19 protein-coding genes are annotated in these 18,857 nt (G+C 54.9%); 10 read left to right on the forward strand and 9 right to left on the reverse strand.

Translation table 11 applies throughout. The annotated features are described in order from the left end of the window. Window positions 1-520: 520 nt before the first annotated feature. Both dtpA and gstA read left to right on the forward strand, forming a co-directional pair. Window positions 521-2,029, forward strand: a complete 1,509-nt coding sequence (gene dtpA, locus AC0TOY_RS11065; RefSeq protein WP_024909352.1) for a dipeptide/tripeptide permease DtpA — start codon at window positions 521-523, stop codon at window positions 2,027-2,029. A 105-nt stretch (window positions 2,030-2,134) separates the two neighbouring features. Further along, the gene (gstA, locus tag AC0TOY_RS11070) at window positions 2,135-2,740 is read left to right on the forward strand and encodes a glutathione transferase GstA (RefSeq protein ID WP_463726827.1); all 606 of its coding nucleotides are present in this window, start codon (window positions 2,135-2,137) and stop codon (window positions 2,738-2,740) included. 77 nt (window positions 2,741-2,817) lie between these two features. Here the strand turns inward: gstA and pdxY are convergent, their stop codons facing one another. From pdxY to anmK, 5 genes are all read right to left on the reverse strand, one after another. Further along, on the reverse strand, window positions 2,818-3,678 hold the full coding sequence (gene pdxY / locus AC0TOY_RS11075; protein WP_024909354.1) for a pyridoxal kinase PdxY: 861 nt from the start codon (window positions 3,676-3,678) through the stop codon (window positions 2,818-2,820). 66 nt (window positions 3,679-3,744) lie between these two features. Continuing rightward, window positions 3,745-5,019: a tyrosine--tRNA ligase gene (gene tyrS, locus AC0TOY_RS11080; RefSeq protein ID WP_023335449.1), complete on the reverse strand. Its 1,275-nt coding sequence runs from the start codon at window positions 5,017-5,019 to the stop codon at window positions 3,745-3,747. Between the two features lie 125 nt (window positions 5,020-5,144). Then, complete coding sequence (gene pdxH / locus AC0TOY_RS11085; RefSeq protein WP_028017303.1) at window positions 5,145-5,801, reverse strand: pyridoxamine 5'-phosphate oxidase; 657 nt, start codon at window positions 5,799-5,801, stop codon at window positions 5,145-5,147. 57 nt (window positions 5,802-5,858) lie between these two features. Continuing rightward, a complete protein-coding gene (gene mliC, locus AC0TOY_RS11090; protein ID WP_024909356.1) occupies window positions 5,859-6,182 on the reverse strand; it encodes a C-type lysozyme inhibitor in 324 nt (107 codons plus the stop codon). Between the two features lie 93 nt (window positions 6,183-6,275). Beyond that, a complete protein-coding gene (gene anmK, locus AC0TOY_RS11095) occupies window positions 6,276-7,400 on the reverse strand; it encodes an anhydro-N-acetylmuramic acid kinase (RefSeq protein ID WP_157189019.1) in 1,125 nt (374 codons plus the stop codon). Window positions 7,401-7,654: 254 nt separating this feature from the next. On the opposite strand from anmK, the gene slyB reads away from it, so the two are divergent. Together slyB and AC0TOY_RS11105 are read left to right on the forward strand one after the other, a co-directional pair. Further along, on the forward strand, window positions 7,655-8,122 hold the full coding sequence (gene slyB, locus AC0TOY_RS11100) for an outer membrane lipoprotein SlyB (protein WP_008500578.1): 468 nt from the start codon (window positions 7,655-7,657) through the stop codon (window positions 8,120-8,122). A 196-nt stretch (window positions 8,123-8,318) separates the two neighbouring features. Next, window positions 8,319-9,680: an MASE4 domain-containing protein gene (locus AC0TOY_RS11105; protein WP_473721839.1), complete on the forward strand. Its 1,362-nt coding sequence runs from the start codon at window positions 8,319-8,321 to the stop codon at window positions 9,678-9,680. A 35-nt stretch (window positions 9,681-9,715) separates the two neighbouring features. Here AC0TOY_RS11105 and slyA read toward each other — a convergent pair whose 3' ends face one another. Further along, window positions 9,716-10,156: a transcriptional regulator SlyA gene (gene slyA, locus AC0TOY_RS11110; RefSeq protein ID WP_024909359.1), complete on the reverse strand. Its 441-nt coding sequence runs from the start codon at window positions 10,154-10,156 to the stop codon at window positions 9,716-9,718. Window positions 10,157-10,342: 186 nt separating this feature from the next. Here slyA and AC0TOY_RS11115 point away from each other — a divergent pair, with 186 nt between their 5' ends. The 3 genes from AC0TOY_RS11115 to AC0TOY_RS11125 are packed head-to-tail and all read left to right on the forward strand — an operon-like array spanning window position 10,343 to window position 13,475. After that, the gene (locus tag AC0TOY_RS11115) at window positions 10,343-10,579 is read left to right on the forward strand and encodes a DUF1656 domain-containing protein (protein ID WP_024909360.1); all 237 of its coding nucleotides are present in this window, start codon (window positions 10,343-10,345) and stop codon (window positions 10,577-10,579) included. A 2-nt stretch (window positions 10,580-10,581) separates the two neighbouring features. Beyond that, window positions 10,582-11,442, forward strand: a complete 861-nt coding sequence (locus tag AC0TOY_RS11120) for an efflux RND transporter periplasmic adaptor subunit (protein ID WP_473721840.1) — start codon at window positions 10,582-10,584, stop codon at window positions 11,440-11,442. Continuing rightward, a complete protein-coding gene (locus AC0TOY_RS11125; protein WP_061715416.1) occupies window positions 11,442-13,475 on the forward strand; it encodes an FUSC family protein in 2,034 nt (677 codons plus the stop codon). The genes AC0TOY_RS11120 and AC0TOY_RS11125 overlap by 1 nt, the downstream gene beginning before the upstream one ends. Here the strand turns inward: AC0TOY_RS11125 and sodC are convergent. From sodC to AC0TOY_RS11140, 3 genes are all read right to left on the reverse strand, one after another. Then, window positions 13,454-13,972 (reverse strand): superoxide dismutase [Cu-Zn] SodC, encoded by a 519-nt coding sequence (gene sodC / locus AC0TOY_RS11130; protein ID WP_048030739.1) that lies wholly within the window; start codon window positions 13,970-13,972, stop codon window positions 13,454-13,456. The two genes, AC0TOY_RS11125 and sodC, sit on opposite strands and share 22 nt — an antisense overlap. A gap of 80 nt (window positions 13,973-14,052) precedes the next feature. After that, window positions 14,053-14,949 (reverse strand): aldo/keto reductase, encoded by an 897-nt coding sequence (locus AC0TOY_RS11135; RefSeq protein WP_021241132.1) that lies wholly within the window; start codon window positions 14,947-14,949, stop codon window positions 14,053-14,055. Window positions 14,950-14,997: 48 nt separating this feature from the next. Next, complete coding sequence (locus AC0TOY_RS11140) at window positions 14,998-15,237, reverse strand: DUF1289 domain-containing protein (protein ID WP_008500587.1); 240 nt, start codon at window positions 15,235-15,237, stop codon at window positions 14,998-15,000. Window positions 15,238-15,386: 149 nt separating this feature from the next. On the opposite strand from AC0TOY_RS11140, the gene eptA reads away from it, so the two are divergent. From eptA to nemA, 3 genes are read left to right on the forward strand one after another with little or no spacing between them, the layout of a single operon-like run. Then, a complete protein-coding gene (eptA, locus tag AC0TOY_RS11145; protein WP_370883832.1) occupies window positions 15,387-17,012 on the forward strand; it encodes a phosphoethanolamine transferase EptA in 1,626 nt (541 codons plus the stop codon). 41 nt (window positions 17,013-17,053) lie between these two features. Further along, entirely contained in the window at window positions 17,054-17,653 is a 600-nt protein-coding gene (locus AC0TOY_RS11150; RefSeq protein WP_024909366.1) for a TetR/AcrR family transcriptional regulator, read from the forward strand. A 54-nt stretch (window positions 17,654-17,707) separates the two neighbouring features. Then, window positions 17,708-18,805, forward strand: a complete 1,098-nt coding sequence (gene nemA, locus AC0TOY_RS11155; protein WP_090417244.1) for an alkene reductase — start codon at window positions 17,708-17,710, stop codon at window positions 18,803-18,805. Window positions 18,806-18,857 lie beyond the last annotated feature (52 nt).

Here is an 18,857-nt window from a genome sequence, read left to right on the forward strand (position 1 = left end):
CTTACTCTGACCTGTCACTTGTTCGGTTGTTTAACGCTCAAACAGGTTAATACTTTTTTCATGGCCAAAAATTTCTATACATCTGTGATCGCGATCACCCTGATAACTTCATGTTGAATTTTTGTTGTCAAAATCGGCCTAAACCCTTTGTCTGACAAGATACTCACCTCCCATCACCGAAGATAAGACCATCTATTTTTCAGAATATGGGCTATATCACTGCGTAAAGCGAAAAATAGCAGAACATATCGCCAAAAGCCGATCCGGACGGGTCATTACCAGTCGAAAAAACTACCTTTACTCATCGTATGAAATTTAACGCTGAATAACATTTGCATGAACCGACGATTATACCAGTCCAGATATATGTAACAGATTATTACAAACGTATTGCCAGACGGGGCAGGATAGTGAACATTACCCGCCGTTTCTCCTCCCAATATAACTATAAGGCGTATGGACTACGGCCATCACGCTATGAACACCCCCATTAATATGGGATGTAAAAAAAGAGGTATATGTGTCTACTGCAAACAATAAACCAACAGATGAAAGCGTGAGTCTTAACGCTTTTAAACAACCTAAAGCGTTCTATCTCATCTTCTCTATCGAGTTATGGGAGCGTTTTGGTTATTACGGCCTGCAAGGGATCATGGCGGTTTACCTGGTAAAACAGCTGGGTATGTCCGAAGCCGATTCCATCACGCTGTTCTCTTCCTTCAGTGCTCTGGTGTACGGTCTGGTCGCGATTGGCGGCTGGCTGGGCGATAAAGTCCTCGGGACTAAACGCGTCATCATGCTGGGCGCCATTGTCCTGGCGATTGGCTATGGTCTGGTGGCATGGTCAGGGCATGATGCCGCTGTCGTGTATATGGGTATGGCGACGATTGCCGTCGGTAATGGTCTGTTCAAAGCGAACCCGTCCTCTCTGCTTTCGACCTGCTACAACAAAGACGATCCGCGCCTGGACGGTGCATTTACCATGTACTACATGTCCATCAACATCGGTTCGTTCTTCTCTATGCTGGCAACTCCATGGCTCGCGGCGAAATTCGGCTGGAGCGTGGCATTTGCACTGAGCTTCGTGGGTATGTTGATCACCGTGGTGAACTTCCTGTTCTGCCGCAGCTGGGTTAAAGACTACGGTTCAAAACCTGACTTCGAGCCTGTGCATATGGGCAAACTGCTGGCCACCATCGTGGGCGTTGTTGTCCTCGCGGCCATCGCCACCTGGCTGCTGCACAACCAGGGTATCGCACGTGCCGTTCTGGGCGTGGTTGCGCTGGGTATCGTGGTCATCTTTGCAAAAGAAGCATTCGCCATGCAGGGTGCGGCCCGTCGCAAGATGATTGTGGCGTTCATTCTGATGCTGGAAGCGATTATCTTCTTCGTGCTGTACAGCCAGATGCCAACTTCACTGAACTTCTTCGCCATCCGTAACGTAGAGCACTCCATTCTGGGTATCGCGTTTGAACCTGAGCAGTTCCAGGCACTGAACCCGTTCTGGATCATGATTGGTTCCCCAATTCTGGCCGCTATCTATAACAAGATGGGTGACCGTCTGCCGATGCCGCACAAGTTTGCGCTGGGTATGGTGCTGTGTTCTGGTGCCTTCCTGGTACTGCCACTGGGTACCAAATTTGCGTCCGACGCAGGTATCGTTTCCGTTAACTGGCTGATCCTGAGCTACGCGCTGCAGTCTATCGGCGAGCTGATGATCTCCGGCCTGGGACTGGCCATGGTTGCGCAGCTGGTTCCTCAGCGTTTGATGGGCTTCATCATGGGTAGCTGGTTCCTGACCACTGCCGGTGCGGCAATCATTGCTGGTAAGATTGCTAACCTGATGGCTGTTCCGGAAAATGTAACCGATCCACTACTTTCCCTGAACGTCTACGGTACCGTGTTCATGCAGATTGGTATCGCGACTGCGGTAATTGCCGCTCTGATGCTGCTGACCGCGCCGAAACTGAACCGTATGACTCAGGACGACGACAAGACCGCTAAAGCGACAAACACCGCTACCGCGTGATTTCCGTGAGAAACGACTGACCAGAAGCCGCTAATGCATTAGCGGCTTTTTTTTTATCCGTTTGCGCACTAACATAGCTGAAACCTCAGCAAAAAGGAGTTACCGATGAAACTGTTCTACAAACCGGGTGCGTGCTCTCTTGCTTCCCATATCACCCTGCGCGAGAGCGGCAAAGATTTCACGCTGGATGGCGTTGACCTGATGAAAAAACGTCTGGAAAACGGCGATGATTTTCTTGCCATCAACCCGAAAGGACAAGTTCCGGCGCTCTTGCTGGATGACGGTACTCTGCTGACTGAAGGCGTGGCGATTATGCAGTTCCTGGCCGATAGCGTACCCGATCGCCATCTGCTGGCACCGGTCAGTACCATTTCGCGTTATAAGACGCTGGAATGGCTGAACTACATTGCCACCGAGCTGCACAAAGGCTTTACCCCCCTGTTCCGCCCGGATACGCCGGAAGAGTTCAAACCGACCCTGCGCGCCCTTCTTGAGAAAAAGCTGCAGTACGTTAACGCGTCGCTGAAAGACGATCAGTGGATTGCAGGTTCGCGCTTCACGATTGCCGATGCGTACCTGTTCACCGTGCTGCGCTGGGCGCGCGCGGTTAAGCTTAACCTGGAAGGGTTAGACCATATTGCAGCGTATATGAAACGCGTGACAGAGCGTCCTGCGGTGGCTGCGGCGCTGAAAGCGGAAGGTCTTAGCTAATATTGCCCGGCGGCGCTTCGCTTGCACGGGCCTACGGGTTTTGTAGGCCGGGTAAGCGCAGCGCCACCCGGCATCGTTTAAAGCTGGGTAGCGCTGAAATAGTGCTCCGGCTTCGCGATACGATCCTGTGCCGCGACCACCTGCAGTTCATATTCCTGCATCTCTTTCGTCGCAATCATGATTTCGTACACCGCCGCAGTAACGTGCTCGAGCGCGTCGCGCATTGTCGCCCCTTGCAGTAATTTCACCAGCAGCAGACCGCTGGTGACATCTCCGACCCCAACCGGCTGGCGCTGGCCAAAATCCACCAGCGGACGGCTGATATGCCAGGCGTCATCTTTCGTTACCAGCAGCATCTCAAAACGGTCCTGGCTCAGCCCTGCGCGCGCAAGGTGTTTTACCAGCACAACGTCAGGCCCCAGCGCGATAAGCTCGCGGGACGCGCTTACGGCCTCTTCTACGCTGTTAACCGGACGCTCGCAGAGAATTTCGAGTTCGACCAGGTTTGGCGCAATGATATCGCTGGCGGGCAGCGCGTGGCGGACGTGAAACTCCGCTACACCCGGCGCCACGATACAGCCTTTCTCCGGATGCCCCATGACGGGGTCGCAGAAGTATTTTGCCGACGGGTTTGCGGCTTTCACCTGGCGCACGATGCCGAGGATATGCTCCCCCTGCTCCGCTGAGCCGAGGTAACCGCTCAGCACGGCGTCACAGCGTTTGAGCTGGTCGATATCGGCAATCCCCTGCACAACCTCAGTGAGATGCGAAGGCGGCATCACGCAGCCGGTCCATTTGCCGTATTGCGTGTGGTTAGAGAACTGCACGGTATTAAGGGGCCAGACGTTGACGCCGAGGCGACGCATCGGGAATTCCGCGGCGCTATTGCCAGCGTGTCCAAAAACAACGTGGGACTGAATGGCGAGGATGTTCTTCATTTTTTTCTTACCAAACCCTGAAAAAACAAAAGGGGCGTGGTTTCCCACGCCCCTGAAGACTGTTAATTACTTCCAGCAGACAAGGCAGTAATTTTTCTTGCCGCGACGCAGCAGCGTGTAGCGACCATACAGACGATCGCCGTCAACGAAGGTGTATTCCGGGTCGGCCTGCTTCTCACCGTTGATGGTGATAGCGTTAGACGCGATGGTTTTACGCGCCTGACCGCGGGAAGGCTGGAGCTCGGAGTCCACCAGCGCCTGCATCAGGTCAGCCCCTTTTTCCATCTCAACCATCGGCACACCGTCCTGAGCCAGCTGTTCGAAGTCCGCTTCGCTCAAATCGCTCAGGGTACCGTTGAACAGGCTTGCGGTAATACGTTTTGCCGCGGCCAGACCTTCTTCACCGTGAACCAGTTTGGTCACTTCGTCCGCCAGCACGTACTGAGCGCGCGGTGCTTTACCGCTGTTCTTGTCTTCTTCTTCCAGCGCGTTGATCTCTTCAATGTCCATAAAGGTGAAGAACTTCAGGAAGCGGTAAACATCGGCATCCGCCGTGTTGATCCAGAACTGGTAGAACTTGTACGGGCTGGTTTTCTTCGGATCGAGCCACACCGCGCCGCCTTCGGTTTTACCAAATTTGGTGCCGTCGGCTTTGGTGATCAGCGGAACGGTCAGACCAAAGACCTGATTCTGGTGCAGGCGACGGGTCAGGTCGATACCGGAGGTGATGTTACCCCACTGATCGGAACCGCCAATCTGCAGGGAAACGCCGTGCAGTTTGTTCAGGCAGGCAAAGTCATACCCCTGCAGCAGGTTGTAGGAGAACTCGGTAAAGGAGATACCCTGGTCGTCGCGGTTCAGACGCTGCTTCACGGCCTCTTTGTTAATCATCTGGTTAACAGAGAAGTGCTTGCCGATATCACGCAGGAAGGTCAGCACGTTCATGCTGCCAAACCAGTCGTAGTTGTTCGCGGCAATGGCGGCATTATCACCACAGTTGAAGTCGAGGAACGGTGCAACCTGTTTGCGGATCTTATCTACCCACTCCTGCACGGTATCTTCGGTATTCAGTTTACGCTCAGCGGCTTTAAAGCTTGGGTCACCAATCAGACCGGTCGCGCCACCCACCAGGGCAACAGGCTTATGGCCCGCCATCTGGAAGCGTTTCAGGCATAACAATGGAACAAGATGCCCCAAATGCAAGCTGTCAGCGGTGGGATCGAAGCCGCAATAGAGCGCGATCGGGCCTTGCGCCAGTCGCTCTGCTAACGCTTCCTCGTCCGTCACCTGGGCCACGAGGCCCCGCTCTTGCAATTGTTTAATCAAGTTACTGCTTGCCATCAAATTCTCCATGTATAAACGACTGCACCTTTGCCGGTACACGACTTTTCGCCTGATGCGAAAGGACCATAGAATAAAGCGCAAGCGCGGTGTGCGCTAGCGCTTAAATCAACAAATTTCGGGGATTACGGTGCCAGTCTGTCGATTTTCCAGCCGCCATTGTCGCGCTGGTATAAAAAGCGGTCGTGCAGGCGGTGTTCGCCCCCCTGCCAGAACTCCATCTGCTCAATCGGGATACGGAAACCGCCCCAGAAACTTGGCAGGGGAATTTCACCCTGCTGGAACTTCTGCTTCAGCTCCAGGAATTTACTTTCCAGCACGCCGCGGGCGGAAATTCGGCTGGACTGTTTTGATACCCAGGCGCCAATCTGGCTGTCACGCGGGCGGCTGTGGAAATACTTCACCACTTCCAGCGTCGAGAGACGTTCCGCTTTGCCGGTGACCATCACCTGACGCTCCAGCATATGCCACGGGAACAGCAGGCTGATGCGCGGATTGTTTTCCAGATGGTGCGCTTTGCGACTGCCAAGGTTGGTGTAGAACACCAGTCCTTTCTCGTCATAATGCTTGAGCAATACGATGCGCTGATACGGTTGACCGTTTTCATCCACCGTCGCGACGACCATGGCCGTGGGGTCGGCCAGTTTCGCTTCGCAGGCCTGTTTCAGCCAGCGTTCAAAAAGCACGAGGGGTTCAGCGGGAAGATCCTGGCGACGCAGGCCGCCTTTGGTGTATTCACGGCGCAGATGCGCAATTTGCTGCAGTTCGTCGTTATCTGACATGGCGTTAGCTGACATTGAGAGTAGGTGGCGCTATTGTGCGCCGCCCCTGTAAAAATCTCAACGCTTCGGGTTTTCGAGCTGGCAATTGTTCAGCACAATACGGTCGCGTTTGTAGACCGTGGCGCTGTCGCCTTTCGACCAGAAGACGTAGATACCGTCTGAGTAACGTGCGCCGGAGGCCGACATACCCTGCTTCAGCGTCAGCAATTTATTGTCGTAAACAAAGCTGGCCTCCTGACGTGGATTATTCAGCTTCACGGTCAACGGTTTTTCGTCGCAGCGATACTCCAGCGTGTCGGTCTGCATGCGCTCAAGGAACTGGTTATAGACGCTGCATCCTGACAGCAACAAAGGGGCGGCAATAAGAAGAAGTTTTTTCATGGGCGTATTCCGAAGACTTTCCTGGTCCTGGAGGGCATGGCTGCCCCCCTGTTTCGTTCCATTCTAACGACGACGCGCCGCGCTGAATTTCAGTTAACTCTGATTATGACGAGGATTGGCCGGGAAAATCGCCCCAAGGACGCTCGCTTCACGCGCACCGGTTACTGACGGCAAGTTGCCCGGCAGTCCGGCAATGGTGCGCCAGGCAAGCCATGCGAAGGCCAGCGCCTCCATATCATCACCGCTGATGCCTGCCTCATCGGTCGTCGATACTTCGGTACCCGGCAGCAGCCCGGCAAGACGCGCCATCACTAGCGGGTTACGGCTTCCTCCGCCGCACACCAGCAGGCGCTCACACCCACCGCTGAGCAGAACCTGTTCGGAGATCGACACGGCCGTCAGCTCAGCAAGCGTCGCCTGGACATCCTGCGGCGCGAGCGCCGGGAATGGCGCCAGCTGACGCTCAAGCCAGCCCAGGTTGAAGTATTCACGCCCCGTGCTCTTAGGGGCCGGAAGGGCAAAATAAGGATCGCTTAGCATCGACTGCAGCAGCGGAAGAATCACTTTCCCCCCGCTCGCCCACTCCGCATTTTTATCATACGGTTGGCCGCACTGACGCCAGATCCAGGCATCCATTAGCATATTGCCCGGGCCGGTATCGTAGCCGCGGACCGGCTGTCCCGGAATAAGCATCGACAGATTGGCGATCCCACCAATGTTAAGCACCATGCGCCGTTCTGAAGGGTGCGCCAGTAACGCCTGATGGAACGCGGGCACCAGCGGCGCGCCCTGTCCGCCAAGGGCGATGTCACGACGACGGAAATCGCCTACTACCGTCACGCCCGTCTTCGCCACAATCTGGTTGTTATCGCCGATTTGCAGAGTATGCGGGGCCTCTCCGATGGGCTCATGCCAGACCGTTTGTCCGTGACACCCGATGGCCACCACATCCTGCGGGCGAAGATGTTCTTTTTGCATCAAAGCCTGCACCGCATCCGCAAACAGCGCTCCCAGGCGGACATCCAGCTGTCCAAGCTGGGAGAGGGTTAACTTCTGCCCCTGACAGATACTCAGAATATCCTCTTTCAGTGAAATGGGGATTGGCCAGGTCAGGCTCGCCTGCTGTGCCACCATGTTTTCGTCAATGGCGGCCAGAACGACATCTACCCCATCCAGACTGGTGCCTGACATCACACCAATGTAGCGACCCGATTTCATGCGCTTTCCTTACGTTGCGTGGGCTAAGGATATCCACTCAACCATAAACGGCGCCGCTTTGCCATCCGGCAATAATATTTTTTAACAATGTCAGACGGGTAACACAGGCGGACCTGTTTATGTCTCGTTAAGTCAAATTCAAGTACAATTTTCCTATTGTTAATGCAAAGATATGAACTATGGCTCCTTATGCCATATAATTTAGCCATAACGGATGCCCTCAATCGGGCGTTTTTGGTGAACAGGAGATTCAAATGATTTTACGTGTACTGGGCGTTTCGCTGATTGGTTTAACTCTGGCTGGCTGTGTGAATGACAGTTCACTTTCTGGCGACGTTTACAGCGCTTCTGAAGCGAAACAGGTTCAGAACGTGACTTACGGTACCGTTGTTAACGCACGCCCTGTACAGATTCAGGGTGGCGATGAAAACAACGTGATGGGCGCAATTGGCGGTGCCGTCCTGGGTGGTTTCCTGGGTAATACCGTCGGCGGCGGCACGGGTCGCTCTCTGGCAACAGCCGCAGGTGCCGTTGCGGGTGGCGTAGCCGGCCAGGGCGTTCAGGGTGCAATGAACAAAACCCAGGGCGTAGAGCTGGAAATCCGTAAAGACGACGGCAGCACTATCATGGTTGTTCAGAAACAGGGCAGCACCCGCTTCTCTGCAGGCCAGCGCGTTGTGCTGGCGAGCAACGGAAGCCAGGTGACCGTTTCCCCACGTTAATTAAAAGTGGATGTGGTCCTCGGGCCACATCCATTTACAATATATATCACTCTCACAAATATAATTACAAAATACATTCACCTCATCCATTATTAATCACGCCTTATATTGTTTCTGCGCAAAGTATTTATTGCACTAATTGATTAGACTCTTCGCAACCACCTTCTCTTTATTCATTATAATTTGTAAAAATTCTATGCTTGCGAATCGTCGCGCTCTAACGAGCCGTTATATTACGTTCTGTCTCGGTTGCCTTGTTGTTATCGGGATATTACACGCGCTGTTTTTAAAACTCGTTGAATGGGTTCCGTCCTTTTCACCGCTTTTATTCCCTACGCTCACCATTTTTCTTCTGGTGTTTCACCTGTTTATTGCCTGTTTTATGGCGATGAAATACTGGTGTGACAAAAGACGATTGTATCTGGTCGCAATCGCCTTTGCCTTTGCCGGGTCCGCACTGCTGATGGTCGGAACGCTGACCAGCTTCCCCGCCTGGCTGGATCTCTATCAGTTCAACGTCGTGAACTACAACGATGCGATGATCTACTATATGTTCCGCCACTTTTTAATGGCGGTGCTGTTTATCGTGGCAGCAATACTCTATCCCATGCGCGATTACCCTCTTTCACGGCTGGCGCATTTCTCAATTGTGAGCGGCGCATCTCTTTTTACCGCCTGTACAGTGGGACTGGCCTGGATATATTCCAGCCACTCGCCCTTGTTATCCATTGACCTGGTTGATAATGAAACCCGGCAGTTTATGGTCCTCTGGAGCCATTGCATTAATATATCTTTAATTGTTTTCTGGGTGATAACATTAGTAGCGCTGATGTTTGTCACGCGCGTGCGCAATTTATTCTGGGTAGGCGGAAATTTTTTGTGCGTTTGCTATATCGTCACGCTTTCAATGCTGTTAGCGGGTGGACATGCCGAAGATATCTCCTGGTACCGCGCCCGGTTATTTGAAACTGTCGCCACGCTGCTGATTATTTTTGTTCTGCTTTACGATGTCTTCAGACTGTATCGCGACTCGCACGTAAAATATCAGCAGTCCTATCAGAACTCGATCCGCGACCCGCTCACGCGCCTTTATAACCGCAGCTATTTTTATGAATCGTTAAACCAGGCGCTGGATATCGCCAGACCCAATCGCCCCGTTTCCGTCATCGTCAGCGATCTCGATCGCTTCAAGCGTATTAACGACACCTACGGACATCTCCAGGGCGATAAAGTCCTGCAGTTTGTCGCCAACCTGCTAATGGATTCCGTGCGCCCGCAGGACATCGCGGCCCGTATCGGCGGTGAGGAGTTTGTGCTGATGCTGGCCAACACGTCGTCAGACTCCGCGTACCAGGTGGCCGAGCGCATACGCCTGAAGCTAAGCAGCTTTGATAAAACCAGCAGCGGCGGTCAGTTGCCGGAGCCCATCACCATCAGTATGGGGGTGTTTACGGCAACGTCATCAACGATAACCGCAGAAACGTGCGTGGAAAGTGCCGACAAGGCGATGTATGAAGCAAAGGAGACGGGTCGTAACCGTGTGGTCGTCTTTAAGTAAAAAAAGGCCTTGCTGCTGCAAGGCCTTATTGTTTGTCAGTCTCGCGACTGCAGTTCATGGATGTTTTGCTCAAGACGCCCAATGAGGCTGATGAGCATTTCCAGCTCCGCCGGTGAAACGCCTGACAGGATTTCACCGCGCGTCTTGGTAATCACGGCTTCCATTTCCGTGATGATAGGCGCCGCTTTTTCGGTGAGTTTAATCCGTTTCGCACGACGATCGCTCGCGCAGGTTTGCCGCGAGATCAACCCCTTCTCTTCCAGCTGGTCAAGCGTGCGCACCAGCGACGGTTGCTCAATGCCTATCGCTTTTGCCAGTTGAATTTGCGACTGATCGGGCGGCAGCTGATGGATATTGTGCAGCGTGACCCAATGCGTCTGTGTGAGTTCCAGAGGTTTCAGGCGATGGTCAATCAGAGCACGCCAGACGCGTACCAACCTTGCCAGATCAGAACCTAATGGCGATTCCAATTTCATCTCCTTATAATTAGCCTGCTAAGTTATTATACTGATTTTAGAATAGTGTGCAGCATTTGTATTGCCAAAACAAATGCAATACTGCATTCATCGAACTTAAAAGTATGACTTACACTGAATTGTGATGCTTCATCATACTATGACAAGCCAACGCGGCATTCTGTTCACTGCAAAGGATTTCTGCCCGTGACGTTTTTTCATCGCTCAGAGGGGTTACCCCTTCAGGACCTGATCTTCGGTGCGTCAGTCTACTTTCCCCCCCTGTTTAAGGCCGTGCTGGTGGGCTTTATTCTCTGGCTCATCGCGCATCGTCTGCTTCGCGACTGGATGTACTCCGGCGAAATCTGGCATCCCATGCTGATGGATCTTTCCCTGTTTGCCCTCTCCGTATGTCTGGGCCTTGCTGTCTTGATGGTGTGGTGACTATGCCTCTGAAAACGCTAAAGTACTTTTCCACCCTGTTTGTTCTCGCCCTCGCGCTGGTCGCGGGCTGGTGGATGTGGAATTTTTATATGCAGTCGCCCTGGACGCGTGACGGTAAAGTTCGCGCTGAACAGGTCAGCATCACCCCTCAGGTGTCAGGAAGTATCACGACGCTACTGGTTAAGGATAACCAGTTCGTCAAAAAGGGAGATGTTTTATTCCGAATTGACGACACCCCGTACCACATTGCGATTCTGAACGCCGAGGCGCAGCTGGCGAAAGCCCAGTCTGACCTGGCAAAGGCCAACAACGAGGCCAACCGCCGCCGTCACCTGTCGCAAAACTACATCTCAGCGGAAGATTTAGACACCGCGAATATCAACGTTAAGGCCATGCAGGCGAGCGTCAACGTGGCGGAGGCGACGCTGAAGCAGGCGCAGTGGCAACTGACCCAAACCGTGATTACGGCACCGGTCGATGGATGGGTGACCAACCTCTCCGCCCGCGTGGGTAACTACGCCACTACCGGCCAGCCGGTTTTTGCCCTCGTCGACAGCCACTCCTTCTACGTCGTGGGCTATTTTGAAGAGACCAAGCTTCGCCATATTCGCGAGGGATCCCCCGCCGCGATTACGCTTTACAGCGGCTCGAGAAAGTTACAGGGTCACGTATCCAGCATTGGCCGCGCCATTTACGATCAAAGCGTTGAAACGGATTCCGGCCTGGTGCCGGACATTAAGCCGAACGTACCCTGGGTGCGCCTCGCTCAGCGCGTGCCGGTTCGCGTGGAGTTTGACCATTTACCGCAGGACATCACGCTGGTCTCCGGCACCACCTGTACTGTCTCCATCGGAAACCGGTGATGAAGCTGCCGGCACTCTCCTGGCAAAACACGCCGTGGTTCAAAGCGACGCGTCCCCAGTGGCGCTACGCGCTGCGTAACGGCATTGCCATGTGCCTGGCGCTGACCGTCGCCTACTACCTGAACCTGGATGAACCCTACTGGGCGATGACGTCTGCCGCGGTGGTGAGTTTTCCCACGGTCGGCGGGGTAATCAGTAAAAGCCTTGGCCGTATCGCAGGCAGCCTGCTCGGCGCCACCGCGGCGTTAATTATCGCCGGCCATACGCTGAACGATCCGTGGATGTTCCTGCTGAGCATGGCGGCGTGGCTGGGGTGCTGTACCTGGGCCTGCGCCCATTTTACCAATAACGTCGCCTACGCTTTCCAGCTGGCGGGCTATACCGCCGCCATTATCGCCTTCCCGGTCGTCAACGTACTCGACACCACCGAGCTGTGGGATATCGCGCAGGCGCGCGTCTGTGAAGTCATTGTCGGGATCCTTAGCGGCGGCTTCATGATGATGATCCTCCCCAGCACCTCCGACGGCACCGCGCTTATCACCGCCCTCAAGACTATGCACACACGGCTGCTTGAGCACGCGAGCCTGCTGTGGCAACCGGATACCAGCGATGAGATCCGCCTCGCGCATGAAAAGGTGATTGGGCAGATCCTGACCATGAATCTGTTGCGTATTCAGGCGTTCTGGAGCCACTACCGCTTTCGTCGTCAGAACACCCTGCTAAACTATTTGCTGCACCAGCAGCTGCGTATGACCAGCGCCATCTCCAGCCTGCGCCGGATGCTGCTCAACTGGCCGACGCCGCCGGAAAACACCCGTGCCGTCATCGAAACACTGCTCGCGGCCCTTGCGCGCCCGGATGCGGACATCTACACCGTTGCGAAGATCATCGCCCCGCTCGCCCCGGTTGATGAATACGACTATCGCCATCGCGCCTTCTGGCAGCGTCTGAATTACTTTTGCCGACTGTACCTGCGCAGCAGCCGCTGGATTAACGCGGTTGAGAATGCCACGCCGGTCACGGAGTTCAACGTGCCCGGGAGCCCGGCTCTCGCCCGTCATACCGACTACCTGGAGGCGCTGTGGAGCGGTTTTCGCACCTTCTGCGCGCTGATGTTGGTGGGGGCGTGGAGCATCACCACGCAGTGGGAGTCCGGTACGGCGGCCCTGACGCTTGCCGCCATCAGCTGCGTGCTTTACTCCGTCGCGGCCTCGCCGTTCAACTCGCTGACGCTGCTGCTGCGCACCCTGGTGCTGCTGTCATTGTTCAGTTTTGTGGTGAAGTTTGGCCTGATGGTGCAGATAAGCGATCTGTGGCAGTTCCTGCTGTTTCTGTTTCCGCTGTTGACCACCATGCAGCTACTCAAGCTGCAAATGCCAAAACAGGCGGGCCTCTGGGGACAGCTGATTGTCTTTATGGGCTCGTTTATCTCCGTGACCAATCCGCCGGTGTACGATTACGCCGATTTTCTCAATGACAACCTGGCGAAAATCCTTGGCGTGGGGCTGGCGTGGCTGGCTTTCGCGGTGTTGCGTCCCGGCTCCGATGCCCGCAAGAGCCGCAGGCATATCCGGGAGTTACGCCGGGGGTTTGTAGACCAGCTCAGCCGTAAACCGCATCTGGGTGAAAACGAGTATGAATCGCTGGTGTATCACCACGTCAGCCAGCTGAATAACAGCCAGGACGCGCTGTCCCGACGCTGGCTGCTGCGCTGGGGCGTGGTGCTATTGAACTGCTCGCACGTGGTCTGGCAGCTTCGCGCGTGGGAAACGCGTTCCGATCCGCTGTCGCAGGTTCGTGATGTGTGTATTTCCCTGCTGCGCGATGTAATGAGCGAGCGCGGTGTTCAGCAGCGGCCGCTGGCAGCCACGCTGAATGAACTGCAGCGGATCTGCGATACGCTTGCACGACATCATCTTCCCGCCGCCCGTGATTTGGCCTCGATAATCTGGCGGCTGCACTGCTCGCTGTCGCAGCTGGAGCAGGCCCCACCGCCGGGTACGATTGGGGATCAGATCACGCCGCAGGCATAGCGCGCCCCGCCGCCGCCAAGCGGTTTAGGCTGATCGGACATATTGTCGCCGCCGACATGGATCATCAGCGCTTTGCCTTTGACTTCATCCAGCTTTTTCAGACGCGGCGCGACAACGGGATCGGTGGCTTTACCGTCGTTATTAACCACCAGCACGGGCAGATCGCCTAAATGCCCCATTCCATCCGGGCCTTCATGCTTGCCGGTATGCTGCGGATCGAGGTGACCCCCTGCCGCTTCTGCTGCCGACGCTTTGCCCTCTTTTAATGCGGGCTGACAGCTGCCTTTGGCGTGAACATGGAAACCATGCTCACCGGGAGGGAGTGCTTTGAGGTTGGGAGCGAACTCCAGCCCTTTGTCGGTTTCCGTGATTTTCACCGTACCGATGGACTGACCCACACCCTGAGAGGTGACGAGATTCATTTCCACTTCGTCGCTGGCTGCCTGCGCCCCTGCGCAAACAACCAGCGCGACCATTGCCAGAGCAAAACGCTTCATATGACCTCCGCTGGTTATTTTTTGCCCCTTAAGTGTATACCAGGGGCAAAGATTTCACCGGAAAGTCACCTTCTGGCGGTTTATGGCACGTCGTAACCCAGCGCGGCTTTGCGGATGCGGAACCACTGCTGGCGGGTCATCTGCAGCTCTTCAGCGGCCAGTGCAGAACGCACGCGTTCTATTTTGCCGGAACCAATAATGGGCAGCGGTTTTGACGGCAGACGCAGGATCCAGGCATAAACCACCTGTTCGATGCTCTCCGCGTTCAGCTCGCGGGCGATAGTGTCCAGTTCGTTGCGCAGCGGCTGGAATTCATCATCATTAAACAGGCGTCCGCCTCCCAGGCACGACCAGGCCATCGGGCGAATACGCAGTTGTTGCAGCTGGTCGAGGGTACCGTCCAGCAGCAGCGGCTGGTGTACCGGGGAGATCTCAACCTGGTTAGTGGCCAGGGTAAACGGCAGACGAGACTGAAGCAGCGCAAACTGTGCCGGGGTAAAGTTAGAAACGCCGAAGTGACGCACTTTCCCACTCTGGTGCAGGTTCAGGAAGGCTTCCGCCACCTCATCGGCATCCATCAGCGGGTCCGGACGGTGGATTAACAGCAGATCGATACGATCGGTCGCCAGATTGACCAGCGACTGCTCGGCGCTCTTGATGATATGCGCGCTGTCAGTGATGTAATGACCGAGGGCGTGTTCTGGTTTTGCCGTGGTGGCAATTCCACACTTCGTGACGATCTCCATGCGATCGCGCAGTGCCGGGACCAGCTTGAGCGCCTCGCCGAACGCGGCCTCGCACTGGTAACCGCCGTAAATATCCGCATGGTCGACCGTGGTGACGCCCAGATCGATATGCTCTTCAATAAAGCTCGCCAGCTGGAGGGGGGACATATTCCAGTCCATCAGGCGCCAGTAGCCCATCACAAAACGGGAGAATTCTGGCCCCTGGGGGGCAAGGGTAATTCGCTGAACCATAACATTTTCCTCAAGGACGTGATGTCATGAGTATACGCAATTACCGTGTTAAAAAAGTGAAGGTTGCTGGGGTTCTTCGGTCTCACCGGCTTTGTTTGCGCGTATTTTGCGCAGAAGACGCTGACGGCAGAGGCGTAATACCTCCTGCTTCTGCGTGTCGCTAAAGTTTTGCCAGTTAAAACGCTCATCGCGGGTACGCATGCACCCGCGGCAATATCCGCGTTCATCCACCTGACAAATCCCCCGGCACGGGCTCTGGATGGGGAAAAACTCCAGCTGCTCTGCCACACTCACCTCCGGATAACCACTCTCACCTACAGTGAAGACGCTAAACGCGCCACGTGCAAGGCCTGTACCACAGATTTGTGGCATTAAGGTTTCACTAATCTTCCCTCTTTATACTCGGCCCATCATGATAATGACAGGTTCATCGATCGATGTGGTTAATCAAAAAGTTACAATGTAACGACATTAAATTTACTCTGGGCTGTGCACTCTTCTTTACGCTAATCAACGGGCTGTTTATCCAGCGCAGCTGGGCCATTATTGCCCCTGCGCATCTGCACGACATCTTCTTTGCCGCGTCCGTACCGCTGGTGCTGTTTTGCGGCTGGGTGATTGTCTTTAGCCTGCTGAATATCCCCTATATCCGCAAGCCGCTGCTGATTGTATTGACGATCGGATGCGCCGCGGCAACCTACTTTATGTACACCTACGGCGCGGTGATCGATCAGAACATGATTGTGAACGTGTTCGAAACTAACTCTCAGGAAGCGACGGCCCTGGTGACCCCGCAGATGATTCTGTGGATTGTCATCGCTGGCCTCGTGCCTTCCGTGGTGCTGGCGTTGACCCGTATTCGTACCGGAAAATGGTGGTACGCGCTGCTGACGCGCGTGGCCGCGATGCTCGGCGCTCTGCTGGTGATTATCCTGATTGCCGCGCTGTTTTATAAAGACTACGCGTCGCTGTTCCGCAACAACAAAAGCATCGTCAAAATGGTCACCCCGGCGAACTATGTCAGCGCCGTGGTGAAGTACAGCAAAATGCGCTGGTTTGCTGGCGATCAAACGCTGGTGCGTATTGGTGAAGATGCCCATAAAGGGCCACTGATTACCGGTCAACAAAAGAAAACCGTTCTGGTACTGGTCGTTGGGGAAGCCTCTCGCGCGGCGAACTACTCCCTTAATGGTTACGATCGTGAAACGAACCCGGAGCTGAAAAAGCAGGATGTGATTAACTTCCCGCAGGCTTCCTCATGCGGTACCGAAACCGCGGTTTCCGTTCCGTGCATGTTCTCGGGCATGACGCGCAGCAAATACGATGCCGACCTGGCTCACCATCGCGAGGGGCTGCTCGACGTGCTCAAGCATGCGGGTGTCAACCTGCTGTGGCGCGACAACGACGGCGGCTGTAAAGGCGCCTGCGATCGCGTGCCCCATACCGACATGACGCAGTGGCAGTTGGATCAATTCTGCAAAGACAAATCCTGTATTGATGATGTGAATTTCTACCGTCTGGACAACGTGCTGGATGGTCTGAAGCAGGACACGGTGCTGGTTATCCACCTGATGGGCAGCCACGGTCCGGCGTACTATCGCCGTTACCCGGACACTTTCCGGAAATTCACCCCAACCTGCGACACCAATGAAATTCAGGATTGCGATCATCAGGCGCTGATGAATACCTATGACAACACCATCCTGTATACCGACAGCATGGTCAGCAAAACCATTGATGCGCTGAAAGCCCGTCAGGCGAGCATGAACACCGCGCTGATTTATCTCTCCGATCACGGTGAATCACTGGGTGAAAGCGGTATTTATCTGCACGGTACACCGTACATGCTGGCGCCGGAGCAGCAAACGCATATTCCATTTATGTTCTGGCTGTCACCGGATTACGCGAAAAACTTTGGCATCAACGAACAGTGTTTGCGTGACCATGCAGCAAAAAATGCGGTTTCTCAGGACAATTTGTTCTCGACCGTGCTGGGTATGATGGACGTGAAATCAATGGTTTATCAACAGCAGCTGGATATACTGAGCGCATGTCGTCAGTAAACTCGCTTGCATTAGACCGAACGGTCTATTAGAGTGCGGCCATGAGCAGAAATACTGAACACGATACCCGCGAACATCTACTGGCGACCGGCGAGCAACTTTGTATGCATCGCGGGTTTACCGGTATGGGGTTGAGCGAGTTATTAAAAACCGCTGAGGTACCGAAAGGGTCGTTTTATCACTACTTTCGGTCCAAAGAGGCCTTCGGCGTAGCGATGCTGGAGCGTCATTATGCTGGCTACCACCAGCGTCTGGCGACCCACTTTGCATCGGGTGAAGGTAACTACCGGGATCGTGTTCTGAACTACTATCAGGAAACGCTGAACCAGTTCTGTCAGCAGGGCATTATCAGCGGTTGTCTGACCGTTAAACTGTCTGCAGAAGTGTGCGATCTTTCTGAAGATATGCGCACAGCGATGGATAAAGGTGCCCGCGGCGTGATCGCCCTGCTGGCTCAGGCGCTGGAAAAAGGCCGCGACGAAAAAACGCTGGCCTTTACCGGCGACCCCTTGATGCAGTCTCAGGTGCTCTATTCCCTCTGGTTAGGGGCCAACCTGCAGGCAAAAATTTCGCGCAGTGCCGTGCCGCTGGAAAGCGCGCTGGCACATGTGAAAAACAGCATTACTGCGCCTGACGTATAATGGGCGCTTTTTATTTACCTTATTACTAGTCGACTGGTCTACTCAGGAGTCTTTATGTCAGCTGAAAAACTGTTTACCCCATTGAAAGTAGGTGCCGTCACGGCGCCAAACCGCGTGTTCATGGCTCCGCTGACCCGTCTGCGCAGCATTGAGCCGGGTGACATCCCAACCCCACTGATGGGTGAATACTATCGTCAGCGCGCAAGCTCTGGCCTGATTATCACCGAAGCCACGCAGATTTCTGCTCAGGCTAAGGGTTATGCGGGTGCGCCGGGTCTTCACAGCCCGGAACAGATCGCCGCATGGCAGAAAATCACCGCGGGCGTCCACGCTGAAGAGGGTCGCATTGCGGTCCAGCTGTGGCATACCGGTCGTATCTCTCACAGCAGCATTCAACCTGGCGGCCAGGCACCGGTCTCCGCTTCGGCCCTGAGCGCCAATACCCGTACGTCCCTGCGCGATGAAAACGGCAATGCGATCCGCGTGGATACCTCTATGCCGCGTGCGCTGGAGCTGAACGAAATCCCGGGGATTGTTAACGACTTCCGCCAGGCCGTGGCAAACGCCCGTGAAGCCGGGTTTGACCTGATTGAGCTGCACTCCGCGCATGGCTATCTGCTGCACCAGTTCCTGTCGCCGTCGTCTAACCATCGCACCGACCAGTACGGCGGAAGCGTCGAAAACCGCGCCCGTCTGGTGCTGGAAGTGGTGGATGCGGTATGCAAGGAGTGGAGCCCGGACCGTATCGGCATTCGCGTTTCCCCAATCGGGTCTTTCCAGAACGTCGACAACGGACCGAACGAGGAAGCGGATGCTCTGTACCTGATCGAAGAACTGGCTAAACGTGGCATCGCTTATCTGCACATGTCCGAGCCTGACTGGGCCGGCGGTAAGCCTTACACGGATGCTTTCCGTCAGAAAGTGCGCGAGCGCTTCCACGGCGTGATCATCGGTGCAGGCGCCTATACCCCGGAGAAAGCCGAAGACCTGATCGGCAAAGGGCTGATTGATGCTGTCGCGTTTGGCCGCGACTACATCGCCAACCCGGACCTGGTTGCTCGTCTGCAGAAAAAAGCAGCGCTCAACCCGCAGCGTCCGGAAAGCTTCTACGGCGGCGGCGCGGAAGGCTACACCGACTACCCTTCTCTGTAATCTCGCCATTGTTCATTGATAGCGGCGATATTTCGCCGCTATACTAAAACAT

This window comes from Enterobacter sp. PL_is379, assembly GCF_055817355.1.

Bases quoted from the DNA above. Each gene is read 5' to 3' on its own strand.
- gstA (WP_463726827.1), top strand. From the start codon at position 2,135: ATGAAACTGTTCTACAAACCGGGTGCGTGCTCTCTTGCTTCCCATATC.
- pdxY (WP_024909354.1), bottom strand. From the start codon at position 3,678: ATGAAGAACATCCTCGCCATTCAGTCCCACGTTGTTTTTGGACACGCT.
- tyrS (WP_023335449.1), bottom strand. From the start codon at position 5,019: ATGGCAAGCAGTAACTTGATTAAACAATTGCAAGAGCGGGGCCTCGTG.
- pdxH (WP_028017303.1), bottom strand. From the start codon at position 5,801: ATGTCAGATAACGACGAACTGCAGCAAATTGCGCATCTGCGCCGTGAA.
- mliC (WP_024909356.1), bottom strand. From the start codon at position 6,182: ATGAAAAAACTTCTTCTTATTGCCGCCCCTTTGTTGCTGTCAGGATGC.
- anmK (WP_157189019.1), bottom strand. From the start codon at position 7,400: ATGAAATCGGGTCGCTACATTGGTGTGATGTCAGGCACCAGTCTGGAT.
- slyB (WP_008500578.1), top strand. From the start codon at position 7,655: ATGATTTTACGTGTACTGGGCGTTTCGCTGATTGGTTTAACTCTGGCT.
- AC0TOY_RS11105 (WP_473721839.1), top strand. From the start codon at position 8,319: ATGCTTGCGAATCGTCGCGCTCTAACGAGCCGTTATATTACGTTCTGT.
- slyA (WP_024909359.1), bottom strand. From the start codon at position 10,156: ATGAAATTGGAATCGCCATTAGGTTCTGATCTGGCAAGGTTGGTACGC.
- AC0TOY_RS11120 (WP_473721840.1), top strand. From the start codon at position 10,582: ATGCCTCTGAAAACGCTAAAGTACTTTTCCACCCTGTTTGTTCTCGCC.
- AC0TOY_RS11125 (WP_061715416.1), top strand. From the start codon at position 11,442: ATGAAGCTGCCGGCACTCTCCTGGCAAAACACGCCGTGGTTCAAAGCG.
- sodC (WP_048030739.1), bottom strand. From the start codon at position 13,972: ATGAAGCGTTTTGCTCTGGCAATGGTCGCGCTGGTTGTTTGCGCAGGG.
- AC0TOY_RS11135 (WP_021241132.1), bottom strand. From the start codon at position 14,949: ATGGTTCAGCGAATTACCCTTGCCCCCCAGGGGCCAGAATTCTCCCGT.
- eptA (WP_370883832.1), top strand. From the start codon at position 15,387: ATGTGGTTAATCAAAAAGTTACAATGTAACGACATTAAATTTACTCTG.
- AC0TOY_RS11150 (WP_024909366.1), top strand. From the start codon at position 17,054: ATGAGCAGAAATACTGAACACGATACCCGCGAACATCTACTGGCGACC.
- nemA (WP_090417244.1), top strand. From the start codon at position 17,708: ATGTCAGCTGAAAAACTGTTTACCCCATTGAAAGTAGGTGCCGTCACG.